This is a genomic window from Prochlorococcus marinus str. MIT 1214 (genome assembly GCF_027359355.1).
Lineage (GTDB): Bacteria > Cyanobacteriota > Cyanobacteriia > PCC-6307 > Cyanobiaceae > Prochlorococcus_B > Prochlorococcus_B marinus_F.
The window spans coordinates 1,123,046-1,136,051 of sequence record NZ_CP114777.1 but is presented as its reverse complement, the minus strand read 5'-3'; the positions used below and the strand labels follow the sequence as shown (position 1 = coordinate 1,136,051).

Genomic DNA, 13,006 nt, shown 5'->3' with positions numbered 1-13,006 from the left:
AGTCGGTAGAACTGCCTCATAATAAGTTTATGTTGAAAAATCCTTCTAACGAAAAAATCTCTAATCCCTCGACAGTATGTGTTGAGGATCAAGATCCTGGATATTTATTGCAACAAAGGCTTGAACTGGTTGAGGATCTATGGAAAACAGTTCTCAGAAGTGAATGTCCTCCTGAGCAAACACAGAGATTATTGCTTTTAAAACAATTAAGTGACCCTATCAAGTCAAATCAAGATCATTCCTCACAGGCAATAGTCCAATTGATTACAGAAATGGATCTAGCTGAGGCGATATCTGCTGCTAGGGCTTTCTCTCTTTACTTTCAGTTGGTCAACATTCTTGAGCAACGTATAGAAGAAGATAGTTATTTAGACAGTATAGAAAAAGGGAAGTTAGAGAATAGTAACTATGAAATAGACCCATTTGCTCCAGCTTTAGCGAGTCAGACAGCTCCAGCAACTTTTACTCAATTGTTTGAGCGATTACGTCGTTTGAATGTCCCTCCAGCTCAGCTTGATGCTTTGATGAGGGAAATGGATATTCGTCTTGTTTTTACAGCTCATCCAACTGAAATCGTTAGACATACTGTGCGCCACAAGCAACGCAGGGTGGCCACTCTTTTGCAGCAACTTCAATCTAATAGCGTAATTTCTGAAGCGGAGAAGGAAATATTTAGATTGCAATTAGAGGAGGAGATAAGACTTTGGTGGAGAACTGATGAGCTTCATCAATTTAAACCGACTGTTTTGGATGAAGTTGACTATGCGCTTCATTATTTTCAGCAGGTTTTGTTTGATGCCATGCCTCAATTGAGAAGGAGACTGACCACGGCACTTGCTTCAAGTTATCCAGACGTAGAGGTTCCTAATGAAGCTTTTTGTACATTTGGTTCTTGGGTAGGTTCAGATCGGGATGGGAATCCGTCTGTTACTCCTGAAATTACATGGAGAACTGCTTGTTATCAAAGACAATTAATGTTGGATAGGTATATTGCCTCGGTTCAAGAGTTAAGAGACCAACTGAGCATATCTATGCAATGGAGTCAAGTAAGTTCTCCTTTGCTAGAGTCATTAGAAATGGACAGAGTTCGTTTCCCTGAAGTCTATGAGGAAAGGGCCGCTAGATATCGATTAGAACCTTATCGATTAAAACTTAGCTATACATTAGAGAGACTACGGCTTACTCAATTACGTAATAAGCAGTTGGCAGATGCTGGGTGGCAATCTTCGCCTGAAGGAAAATCTTTGATATCTACTAATAATAGTTTTGATGAATTTCTCCACTATAGATCTGTAGATGAACTAAAGAATGAATTAGAACTTATTAGAAATAGTCTAGTTAGTACAGATCTTACATGTGAACCTCTAGATACTTTGTTAAATCAAGTCCATATCTTTGGTTTCTCTTTGGCTAGTCTGGACATTAGGCAAGAAAGCACACGGCATAGTGATGCATTGGATGAGCTCACTCGCTATCTAGATCTGCCAGAGTCATATGGAGTGATGAACGAAGAAAGTCGAGTTAAATGGTTGATGAAAGAATTAAAAACTCGAAGACCACTGATTCCTCCTGCTTTTGAGTGGTCTAAAAGTACTCAAGAAACTATCGCAGTTTTTCATATGCTTCATAGGCTTCAGAAAGAATTTGGTACTCGGATATGTCGCTCGTATGTAATTTCAATGAGTCATACAGCATCAGACTTATTAGAAGTTCTTCTTTTAGCCAAAGAGTCAGGTTTAATTGATCCAACTTTAGGAGCTGCTGATTTTCTCGTTGTTCCATTATTTGAAACGGTTGAGGACTTACAACATGCTCCTTCTGTAATGGAGTCATTACTCCAGACAGATGTTTATCGCGAATTACTTCCAAGAGTAGGAGAGAAAAAACAACCTCTTCAGGAACTAATGCTTGGATATTCTGATAGCAATAAGGATTCGGGTTTTCTCTCAAGTAATTGGGAAATTCATAAGGCCCAAATAGCACTCCAAGACTTGGCTAGTAGACAAGGAATTTCATTACGTATTTTCCATGGTAGAGGAGGGTCCGTAGGGAGAGGCGGTGGACCAGCTTATCAAGCTATTTTGGCTCAACCCAGTGGTACACTTCAGGGACGTATAAAGATAACAGAGCAAGGAGAGGTCCTTGCTTCAAAATATAGTCTTCCAGAATTAGCTCTATATAATCTAGAAACTGTAACCACAGCTGTTATCCAAAATAGTTTAGTTACCAATAAATTGGATGCTACGCCAAGTTGGAATGAATTAATGACCAGACTTGCAGCTCGTTCAAGGGCGCATTACCGAGCTTTAGTACATGACAATCCAGATTTGGTTCAATTTTTTCAAGTAGTTACTCCAATCGAAGAAATCAGTAAGTTACAAATTTCTAGTCGTCCTGCTCGAAGAAAGAGTGGTGCAAAAGACCTATCAAGTCTTCGTGCTATCCCATGGGTCTTTGGTTGGACTCAAAGTCGTTTCCTCTTGCCCAGTTGGTTTGGGGTTGGTACTGCTTTAGCTACTGAATTAAAGGCAGACCCCGACCAAATGGAGATGTTGCGAATGTTAAATCAGAGATGGCCATTTTTTAGAATGTTGATTTCTAAAGTTGAGATGACACTTTCAAAAGTTGATTTAGATGTTGCTCACCATTATATGGTTAGTTTAGGTGGCAATGATAATCGGGACGCTTTCGCGGGAATTTTCGACATTATCTCAAGAGAATATAACTTGACTAAAAAATTAATTTTAGAAATCACTGACAAGTCAAAACTATTAAGTGCAGACCCTGCTTTGCAATTATCTGTCAATCTACGAAATAGGACTATTGTTCCTTTAGGATTTTTGCAAGTTGCTCTTCTTAAACGATTAAGAGATCAGAATCGTCAACCACCAATTAGTGAAGATATGAATATTGACTCAACTCAAAGTTCACGTACATATAGCCGTAGTGAATTATTGCGTGGTGCATTGTTGACCATCAATGGTATTGCTGCAGGAATGAGAAACACAGGATGACATGCTTGGATTAAATTCAGCAAATAAATGTCCTCAGATTCCTGAAGGGTTTGTTCTTCTTCGGAGTGAAGACATTTCTGTACGTAAAATAAATAGGCTTTTGTCAAGATGTAATCAAGATACTCATCAACCCAGAAAATTAGAATTAGCTTTGAAAAATAGTGATTTTTATTTGACTCTCCTTCAAAAGACCTCTAAAGATCTTGTAGGCTTTGTTCGTGTCACCAGTGATAAAGGTTTAAATGCCAATTTGTGGGATTTAGTTGCAGAGCCGGGCTATCAACAAGAAAAATATATGTCTATTGTAGTTTTTAAGGCAATTGAAATAATTAGAAGGGAGTTACCAGGCTGTAGCATTTCTGTTGCTGCTCCATTAATTTCACTGAATCCATTGAAAGCTAATGGATTTTTATTAGATCCAAATGGTATCAAAACAATGGGATTTAGACTTTGAAAAATCAAATTTACGAGCATGGAGGGACTCGAACCCCCGACTCTCAGAACCGGAATCTGATGCTCTATCCAACTGAGCTACATGCCCAATGAAGGGGTCTTATTAAAAAAGGTCAAATATCTGAGACCTTATTAAAATTAGCTTACATACAAATTCCATAAAGAAACATTCAACTTCATCAGTTAGAACTTAATAATTTTCGAAATTATCGAAGTTTTCAGTTTGAGTTAACTGAAAATCGTTTGATAGTCATAGGTCAAAATGGAGTTGGTAAATCTAATCTTCTTGAATCTGTAGAACTCTTGTCTACTTTACGTTCTCATCGATCGAATCGGAATCAGGATTTGATTTTTTGGGACCAAGATCAGGCTTGTTTATCTGCGATGATTGAAGATGATCAACAACTTTCTTTGGAATTAAATAGAAAAGGTGGTAGAAAAGCCTACAAAAATGAAAAGCTTTTAACTCGTCAAATTGATTTAATTGGACCGATGAGAAGCGTAGGCTTTAGTGCTCTTGATCTAGAATTAATCAGAGGAGAACCTTCTCTTAGAAGAAATTGGCTGGATAGAATTGTCCAGCAACTTGAGCCTATTTATTCTGATTTGATAGGAAGGTTTTCTAGATTGCTTAGGCAAAGAAGTCAGCTTTGGCGTAATTTAAGTATTGAGTCGAGTAGGAATCAGAATATTCTATTAGATTCGTTTGATATGCAAATGGCTTTGGTGAGTACAAGAATTCATCGAAGACGTAGGCGTGTTTTAGATCGTCTACTTCCTATAGCTTCAAATTGGCAACAATATCTAAGCAATAGTCATGAGAAATTGGATATTACATATTTGCCAGGGAGTAAACTTGAGGGTGAAGAGAGTGAAAGGATTTGGAGGGAGAGTATTGAAAGTCAACTTTTAGAAGTGAGGTCTGAGGAAGAGATAACGGGTCATTGTCGAGTAGGTCCTCATCGTGATGATGTACAGTTTTTAGTAAATGAGGTAGATGCTAGACGTTTTGGTTCTGCTGGTCAGCAGAGGACTATTGTGTTGGCTTTAAAATTAGCCGAATTAGAATTAATTAAAACGCTGTATGGAAATTATCCAATTTTGCTTTTAGATGATGTGTTGGCTGAGCTAGATCCCAAACGACAATTATTGCTTTTAGAGGCTGTCGGTCAAAAACATCAGTGTTTAATTAGTGCAACACATGTGGAATCTTTTGAAGGTGAATGGGTTCGAAACTCACAATTAATGCAGTTAGATTCTTTTAGTTGAAACTATTGGTCGGTTATTGTGGAAATGATTTTTGGATAATATGGAACCTTTTTTCCCCGAATTGCATCCAAATCCTGGATGGGGTGACTCTTGCAAGTCAAAAGATATAGAAACCATAAATACAAACTCTAGTGAGAATATAGGAAGGCACTGCATACTTGAGCTTTATCAATGTGATCATGCGAAGCTTAATGATGAAGCTTTTATAAGGACAACTATCACATCATCGGCAAAAATTGCTGGTGCAACACTCATCAATTTGGTAACACATAGCTTTAAACCTCAGGGAGTTACTGGACTGGCTTTATTGGCTGAATCTCATATCTCAATACACACATGGCCTGAGATTGGCTATGCAGCAATTGATGTTTTTACTTGCGGTGACCATACGATGCCTGAAAAAGCTTGCAAGTTACTTTTTAAAGATTTTTTGGCTAAGCATTTTTCTTTTAAAAATATCGTAAGAGAGATCCCTTCAGAAATCCAAGCTTTGCAGCGTGAACCAAGATCAACACGAAAAGTGAAAAATTAATCAAAAATCTTTTTGAAATCAGAGTTTATTTTTGAAGTAGTCTTAATGTCTCTTGTGAGTTTTCCACTAATGAAACCCTCAAGATCCAGGCTTATAGAATGGAAACCTAGATATAAAAAATATTTAATTAATTTATTTCTTTCAACACTTTTAAGAAAATGATCTATTTCATTTGCGGGTAATTCGATTCTGGCAGATAGTCCTTGACTTCTTACACGTACTTTTGAAAAACCATGATTAATTATCCATTCCTCTGCTAATGCAATCTGCTCAAGCCTTGTTGAATTTATTTCCTCTCCAAAAGGAATACGAGATGCTAAACATGGTTGGGCAGGTTTATCCCACCAGGGTAACCCTAATGATTTGGAGATTGAACGAATTGATTCTTTACCTATTTCTAGTTCAGCAAGAGGTGATACCACTCCAGCCTGAGTAGATGCCTTAATGCCTGGTCGAAAGTCGTGAAGATCATCATAATTCACTCCATCCAGTACTTGAGCATTATGGAATTTCTTTGAAATTTGATTTAAATGTTTATGTAATTCTTGTTTGCATGCAAAACATCTATTTTCAGGATTTTTAAAGTAATTTGGTTCGTTGATTTCATTCGTATGGCATTCTTCATGATGAATACCAATCCAATCTGCTTGAAGACGCGCTTGCTTCAGTAAATATGGAGCTAAGGAAGGAGAGACTCCAGTCACGGCAAAGGCTTTTGAACCTAGTTGTTCTTGGGCTATTGTTGCTACTAAAGAACTATCAACGCCTCCAGAGAAAGCAACACATGCATGATTGATGTCTGCAATAAACTCCCTTAACAATGTTAATTGCTTTAGTTCTGAGTCAGTTAAAGATTCCAGTTGACTAAAAAACACTTTTTTAAAAAATCATTAATTTGATTAGATTGAGACTCCTACTCTCTTTCATCTGTGTATGTATTTTGCATATTCTATGACGTCTAATGTAGAAGAAGTTAAGTTGGATGCGTAAGAGGCAGAATTTTCGATCGTGGTATCAAACGGTATAGGAATTACGACAGCATCGGAAAGCCAGGAACGTAGTCACGGACAATTACATGTTTATGACGGAGAGGGTAAAGGTAAGAGCCAGGCCGCTTTGGGGGTGGTTCTGAGGACTATAGGACTAGGTATATGTGAGAAAAGACAAACAAGAGTATTGCTTCTTAGATTCTTGAAAGGACCTGGTCGCTCGTATGACGAAGATGCCGCAATAGATGCGTTGCAGCAAGGTTTCCCTCACTTGATTGATCAAGTTAGGACTGGCAGGGGTGAATTTTTTAGCTCCGATCAATCTACTAAATTTGATTATCAGGAAGCTCAAAGAGGTTGGGACATAGCAAAGGGGGCAATTGCTAGTGCTTTATATTCAGTTGTTGTTTTGGACGAATTGAATCCTGTTCTGGATTTGGGATTATTGCCTGTTGAAGAAGTTGTTCAAACTCTTACTGCAAGACCTAACGGTATGGAAATTATCGTCACTGGAAGAGCTGCACCAAATCCTCTGATTAAAGTTGCGGAACTTCATTCTGAGATGAGAGCACACAGACGTCCTGAGATTAATAACGATGAAATTCTTTTTGAGAATAATGTTGGTGGGATTGAAATATATACCGGTGAAGGGAAAGGTAAATCAACCAGTGCTTTGGGTAAAGCTTTACAAGCTATTGGTAGAGGAATAAGTCAGGATAAAAGTCATCGTGTATTGATTTTACAATGGCTTAAGGGAGGTAGTGGTTACACAGAGGATGCCGCTATTGCGGCTCTTCGAGAAAGTTATCCGCATTTAGTCGATCATCTTAGATCTGGTAGAGATGCGATTGTTTGGAGGGGCCAGCAAAAGCCCATTGATTATGTAGAAGCTGAAAGAGCATGGGAAATTGCAAGGGCAGCGATTTCAAGTGGTCTTTATAAGACTGTGATTTTGGATGAGTTAAATCCAACCGTTGATTTAGAACTCCTACCGGTTGAGCCTATTGTTCAAACCTTGCTACGCAAACCATCAGAGACCGAAGTGATTATTACAGGAAGATGTAAAAACCAACCTATATATTTTGATTTGGCAAGTGTTCATTCTGAGATGGTGTGTCATAAGCACTATGCAGAAAAAGGAGTTGATTTAAAGAGAGGAGTTGATTATTAGCTCTATTTAATATTTTCTTGATTCCAAGCTTCAATACCTCCTTCAATATTTATACCTTTAATTCCACGTTTTTTTAAATGCTTTAATGCACGCAATGATCTTTTTCCACTTTTACAAAATACATAAAGATTTTTGTGTGCGGCAAGAATTTTAATTTCATGAATGGATTCCCCACTTTCAATAGTACTAAGGGGAATAAGCTTTGAGCCTGAAATTGAACATTCATTATGCTCAATCTGGTTGCGAACATCTATCAATAATGTTTCTTTTGATGCTTGATTAAGGAGCACTTTTAATTCCTTAACTGAAATACTTTTTATATCTAAATCGACCTCATTTTTAACTTTAACCTCGGAACAGAAGCTATTATAATCTATTAGTTTATTGATATTACTATTCTCTGGTCTTGATTTTAACGTTAGCTCTTTAAAGCTCATATTTAATGCATTAAATATGAGGAGCCTTCCGTTTAGTGGAAAACCAATATTTGTTATTATTTTTATGGCTTCTGCTGCTTGAATTGTACCTATAATTCCAGGAAGAATTCCCATGACACCAGCTTCAGAGCATGATGGAATTAGTTCTTGTGGAGGGGGTGTAGGAAGCAGATCTCGATAGTTAGGACTATTTTCCTTCAAGTTAAATACACTTACCTGACCTTCAAACCTTGCAATTGAACCATATATATTAGGCTTATTAAGTATCATACAAGCATCATTAATTAGGTAGCGCGTTGGGAAATTATCTGAACAATCACATATCACATCATAAGCTTTAAGTATTTCCAAAGCATTACTACTTGTTAGCTTTTGATTGAATAAATCAACTCGACAAGAAGGATTGATCTTGAGTATGTGTTGTTTAGCAGAATCTGTTTTTAATAGACCTATTGAATTTGTTGTATGAATGATTTGCCTTTGTAAATTTGAGTCTTCAACCACATCAAAATCAACTATTCCGATACGTCCAATTCCGGCGGCTGCAAGATAAATTAAAAGTGGAGATCCAAGTCCTCCTGTCCCAATGCACGCAACAGAACTTTTCTTCAATTTTTCTTGGCCTTTAATACCTATTTCAGGAAGACTTATGTGTCTTGCATACCTGGTAATTTCCTCGGAATTTAAACTTGATTTATTCTGGCTTCTCTCCATCAATCAAACCTTTTATGATTAATTCACGTTAAAGAAAAAAATTCAATTTTCACTCTATGAAAGTTTAATTTATTTTTAATCCACCATGCTTGTAAATCGCCATCCTTATTTGAAATAACCATAAGACCAGGAGATTGGTGTAAAAATAAATCCATTTCTGAGGGTTTGTTTTCACCTGAAGGATGAGAATGAGCACAACATAAAACTTCTAGATCATTCTCTCTTGCCCATTTGTAAGATGCAATTTGATCTTTAGCATCTATTTCGAAGCGATTTTTTTTGGACAATTGCATATTTTTTTGATTAGAAAATACTCTTATATTGTGATCAATTAATCTCGATTCTTGTTCTCCCCAAATATTTCGACAATTCCAGATGTGAGTTACCTCCCAAATATTTCTTTTGTGATCTTTGGATGAGCTATTTTTTTTCCCAATTAACATACAGCAGCCTTCCTCTGGCTCTGCAGCCTTTAAAAATCTGGAGAGAACACAATTCGTTTCGTTATGGAATTCAATAAATTTTGGAATTTTCATGAAAAAAAATGATTTGATTCGGCATCCTCTCTATTTTGGTTCGGACTTATCTCTATTCAAACTATGGCATTTATTAAATTAATTCGATACGCTCAGTCCATATTTGCTTAGTAGCTTGTGTTCATGTCTGATGTAAATCCTGATTCTAAAGATGAATCAAAGGCAGGGAAAACAGAAGGTGTTAATTTTTCAGAACGTTACAGTGATGTAATGGGAAAAGTTAATGAATCTTTGAGCAAAATTGATTGGACTCAGATGGGTAAGTATGGCAAGGCGGCAGGCATCATTGCCGTTGTTGTTTTAGCCCAAGTTTTAATCAAGGTTGTTATTGATACAGTTAATTTTTTCCCAATTCTTCCTGGTTTACTGGAACTTCTTGGAATTGTTGTTTTAGGCCAATGGAGCTGGCAGAACTTAACAACAAGTGAAAAAAGAACAGCTGTATTTGACAAAGTTCAAAATCTTAAAAAAGAGTACTTAGGATAAATTAATAATAGAGAGAACATCAAATCTGAGGTTTCGTTACATACGAGATCTCAGGTTTTTTAGTATTTTCAGTGAATTTTCCTTATAGGATCCACCAAACATATTTGCGTGATTAAGCAAATGGTATAGATTATAAATATCAGTTCTATCTTGTGAAAATTTATCTAGTGGCCAAACCTCTTCGTACCCTTTATAAAATTCTCTATTAAAACCACCAAATAGTTTAGTCATTGAGATATCAACTTCTCTGTCAGCCCAATAACTAGCAGGGTCATAAAGACTTCCTAAACCATTCTTAGTACTTCCACAATTACCTAACCATAGATCACCATGAACTATTGAGACTCTTGGCTGATGATCATTTAGATATGAGCGTAAATATATTAAAACATCTTCATAATCATGAACTTTAACCCCCCATTCTTTTGCTTTTATAAGTTGTGGTCGAAGACGATAATTTACAAAGAATTCGCCCCAGTTATCCTCCCACCCTCTTATTTGGGTGCTAGAACCTATAAAACCTTCTTCTTCCCATCCGAAATTTTTTTGGCTCCATTCACTCGAAGATTTATGCAGTAGTGCTAAGCCCTTCCCAAGGAGATTTTGTTGGGTTTGTTTGAGATCAATCCATTCTAAAAAAAGTATAGATATATTTTGATAACTTATGAGATCAATTGTTTTAGGAACGCAGATATACGATTTATTGGAAAATCTTTTTAGAACTGAAAGACACTCACGTTCGAACTTAAACATATTAATATTGTCAATGTGATTTGATTTGGCAAAAACTCTCTTGCCATTTTGGAAATGAATGCACCAAGCTTTATGGATACAACCTCCGCCTACAGGAATTATTTTTTCTATTAATGAGTTGTTGTTTACTTTATTTGAACTTGTAAGAGCCTTTTGGATTAATTCCTTCATTCACTTTATTCTCTCTTGATAATTTTTTATGTCTGAAGAATCTATCATTGTTGTTGGGGGAGGGATAGCTGGCTTAACAGGTGCTGCTCTGCTAGCTAAAGAGGGTTATCAGGTAACTTTGGTCGAAGCACATAGTCAACTAGGTGGATGTGCAGGAACTTTTAAAAGAGGTTCTTATACCTTTGATGTAGGCGCTACCCAAGTTGCAGGCCTTGAGAGTGGAGGAATTCATCATCGTTTATTTAATTATTTAGATATTCCGTTACCTGATGCAAAAATTTTAGATCCTGGATGTTCAGTTGATCTGGGTGATGGGAGTAAGCCAATCAATCTTTGGTATGATCCATTGCGATGGAAGAAAGAAAGACAAGAACAGTTTCCTGGGAGTGAGATCTTCTGGTCATTATGTTCAAAAATTCACGAAAGTAACTGGGAATTTGTCGAAAGAGATCCAATACTTCCGGTAAGAAATTTTTGGGACTTAAGTCAATTAATTAGAGCCATACGTCCTTCAAATCTTTTAACAGGTTTTTTGAGCAAATTGACTATTTCAGACTTGCTTCAAATAACTGGTTGTTATAAAGATAGACGTCTACGTAGTTTTCTAGACCTTCAATTAAAACTTTACTCTCAAGAGCCAGCAAGTAGAACTGCAGCTTTATACGGTGCAACTGTTCTTCAAATGGCCCAATCCCCGAGAGGCTTATGGCATCTTCATGGATCCATGCAAATTCTTAGCGATTTGTTGAAAGAGAGTTTTTTGAGAGATGGTGGAAGCCTTTTGATCGGGCATAGAGTGACAGAAATTTTAAGTAAAAAAAAATCAAATATTTTTGATGTCACCCTAATTGATAGAAGAAAGAATTTGATACAGATGAAAGCATCAGATATTGTTTTTAGTTTGCCTCCTCAATCTCTTTTAGATTTAATTCCTATTGATGGAGGTTTATCCAAAACATACCGTGAAAGTATAAAAAAATTACCCAAACCCAGTGGTGCCCTTGTATTTTATGGAGCTCTCCATCGTTCTGACTTGCCAGTTAATTGTCCAGGACATATTCAAATGTTCGATGAGAATTTTGGATCTTTATTTATTTCTATAAGTATGGAAGATGATCAGCGTGCACCAGCTGGAATGGCTACTTTAATTGTAAGTGTATTTGTTGATATTGATCAATGGTCTAATCTAGATAGTCAATCCTATGCCAGGAAAAAAAATATTATAGAAAAACAGATTGGAACTATTTTAAATAAAAAGTTTGATTTGCTAGAGACGAGTTGGGATCATCAAGAACTTTCAACCCCAAGAAGCTTTGAAAGGTGGACAGGACGTCCTGGTGGAATAGTAGGAGGGCTTGGTCAACATCCAGATCAATTTGGCCCTTTTGGCTTGTCCAGTAGAACCCCTCTCAAAGGTTTATGGCTTTGTGGAGATTCAATTTATCCAGGCGAAGGTACAGCTGGCGTAAGCCAATCAGCCATGATGGTTGTCAGACAACTAATGGAATCTAAAGGTAGACATTTGAATATCCCTACCTTTTGTTAGTAGGTTTTTAAACGAAATTCTGTCTTTCTTCCTGTGTATTAACTAGTATTTTTTCGAGTTCACTCCAGTTCTCTTCAAGTAAATATTTTTCAAATAGACCTAGAGAATGTCTATAAGATGCAATATGTCTCGCTAAATTTTTCTTGTTAAATTTTGCCATAGAGACTCCTAGCTCTGGGTTGCCACCTCCGACCCTGGATGTGTCAGCGAACCCACTGGATGCAATACTTTTTGCAAATGAATATAAGGAAGGCTTTACATCTCTTCTGAGAGTATTCAGCAATGCCGCGCTAATTAGAACTGGTAAATGTGAAATCAATCCAACAGCTTCATCATGCATTTGAGCTTCAGCGCTTATCCATTTACTCCCAAGTGACAAAGAAATTTTGTGAACTATTTCGAGAGCTTTTTGATCAGTTTCTTTATTTGGCGTAACGACCCATGGCTTATTTTTAAATAAATCATGTTGACCTGCGTTAACACCAGATTCTTCTGTTCCTGTCATTGGATGACTTGCTACAAAACGTGGATGTAGGTTGTTCCAAGTATTTAAAATGGGGACTTTTACAGATCCAACATCAGTAACAACAGCATTCCTAGGAATGGCATTTATTAAAGAGGAAGAAGGATTTAGGAGCTGCTGAAGTGGTAAAGCAATATAAATAAGAGAACAATTTTTTAATACACTTGGATCAGTACTAACAATTTGGGCTAGTTTTCTTTCTTTGGCTTTTTGTGCAGTTTTTTCTCGATGAGCAATCCCATAAACTGTATATCCAAGCTTTTGGAGATCTAAGCCTAAGGATCCTCCAATTAGACCTAATCCGACAATTCCAATACTTTTAGAGGGTTTTGTTTTAAGCTCCATAAATAGTATTGTTCTATATATTTATTGATAGGGCAACATGATTAAAAGAATTTATAGATAAAAGGTC

Annotated in this window: 12 protein-coding genes and 1 tRNA gene; 7 read left to right on the top strand and 6 right to left on the bottom strand. The window is 36.7% G+C overall.

From position 1 onward, the window contains the following. The first annotated feature begins 29 nt into the window (after positions 1 to 29). Positions 30 to 3,014: a phosphoenolpyruvate carboxylase gene (gene ppc, locus O5639_RS06570; protein ID WP_269623760.1), complete on the top strand. Its 2,985-nt coding sequence runs from the start codon at positions 30 to 32 to the stop codon at positions 3,012 to 3,014. Between the two features lies 1 nt (position 3,015). After that, a complete protein-coding gene (locus O5639_RS06565) occupies positions 3,016 to 3,468 on the top strand; it encodes a GNAT family N-acetyltransferase (protein WP_269623759.1) in 453 nt (150 codons plus the stop codon). Between the two features lie 13 nt (positions 3,469 to 3,481). Here O5639_RS06565 and O5639_RS06560 read toward each other — a convergent pair. Next, a tRNA-Arg gene (locus O5639_RS06560) sits at positions 3,482 to 3,555 on the bottom strand. Positions 3,556 to 3,635: 80 nt separating this feature from the next. Here O5639_RS06560 and recF point away from each other — a divergent pair. Both recF and speD read left to right on the top strand, forming a co-directional pair. After that, entirely contained in the window at positions 3,636 to 4,736 is a 1,101-nt protein-coding gene (gene recF / locus O5639_RS06555; RefSeq protein WP_269625527.1) for a DNA replication/repair protein RecF, read from the top strand. A 40-nt stretch (positions 4,737 to 4,776) separates the two neighbouring features. Further along, complete coding sequence (gene speD / locus O5639_RS06550; protein ID WP_269623758.1) at positions 4,777 to 5,268, top strand: adenosylmethionine decarboxylase; 492 nt, start codon at positions 4,777 to 4,779, stop codon at positions 5,266 to 5,268. On the opposite strand, the gene larE is transcribed toward speD, so the two are convergent. Next, positions 5,265 to 6,143, bottom strand: coding sequence for an ATP-dependent sacrificial sulfur transferase LarE (gene larE, locus O5639_RS06545; RefSeq protein WP_269623757.1), 879 nt, complete (start codon positions 6,141 to 6,143; stop codon positions 5,265 to 5,267). The two genes, speD and larE, sit on opposite strands and share 4 nt — an antisense overlap. Before the next feature lie 133 nt (positions 6,144 to 6,276). On the opposite strand from larE, the gene O5639_RS06540 reads away from it, so the two are divergent. After that, positions 6,277 to 7,428 carry a cob(I)yrinic acid a,c-diamide adenosyltransferase gene (locus O5639_RS06540; RefSeq protein WP_269623756.1) on the top strand — a complete coding sequence of 384 codons (1,152 nt, stop codon included), beginning with the start codon at positions 6,277 to 6,279 and terminating at the stop codon, positions 7,426 to 7,428. A 2-nt stretch (positions 7,429 to 7,430) separates the two neighbouring features. Here the strand turns inward: O5639_RS06540 and moeB are convergent, their stop codons facing one another. Beyond that, complete coding sequence (gene moeB / locus O5639_RS06535; RefSeq protein WP_269623755.1) at positions 7,431 to 8,579, bottom strand: molybdopterin-synthase adenylyltransferase MoeB; 1,149 nt, start codon at positions 8,577 to 8,579, stop codon at positions 7,431 to 7,433. 23 nt (positions 8,580 to 8,602) lie between these two features. Further along, positions 8,603 to 9,115 (bottom strand): M67 family metallopeptidase, encoded by a 513-nt coding sequence (locus O5639_RS06530; RefSeq protein ID WP_269623754.1) that lies wholly within the window; start codon positions 9,113 to 9,115, stop codon positions 8,603 to 8,605. A 123-nt stretch (positions 9,116 to 9,238) separates the two neighbouring features. Between O5639_RS06530 and O5639_RS06525 the strand changes: the two genes are divergently transcribed. Next, entirely contained in the window at positions 9,239 to 9,601 is a 363-nt protein-coding gene (locus tag O5639_RS06525; RefSeq protein WP_011295483.1) for a CAAD domain-containing protein, read from the top strand. A gap of 36 nt (positions 9,602 to 9,637) precedes the next feature. On the opposite strand, the gene O5639_RS06520 is transcribed toward O5639_RS06525, so the two are convergent. After that, positions 9,638 to 10,525: a fructosamine kinase family protein gene (locus O5639_RS06520; protein ID WP_269623753.1), complete on the bottom strand. Its 888-nt coding sequence runs from the start codon at positions 10,523 to 10,525 to the stop codon at positions 9,638 to 9,640. Between the two features lie 28 nt (positions 10,526 to 10,553). Between O5639_RS06520 and crtD the strand changes: the two genes are divergently transcribed. After that, complete coding sequence (gene crtD, locus O5639_RS06515; RefSeq protein ID WP_269623752.1) at positions 10,554 to 12,071, top strand: C-3',4' desaturase CrtD; 1,518 nt, start codon at positions 10,554 to 10,556, stop codon at positions 12,069 to 12,071. Positions 12,072 to 12,078: 7 nt separating this feature from the next. Here the strand turns inward: crtD and O5639_RS06510 are convergent, their stop codons facing one another. Then, positions 12,079 to 12,939, bottom strand: a complete 861-nt coding sequence (locus O5639_RS06510; protein ID WP_269623751.1) for a prephenate/arogenate dehydrogenase — start codon at positions 12,937 to 12,939, stop codon at positions 12,079 to 12,081. Positions 12,940 to 13,006 lie beyond the last annotated feature (67 nt).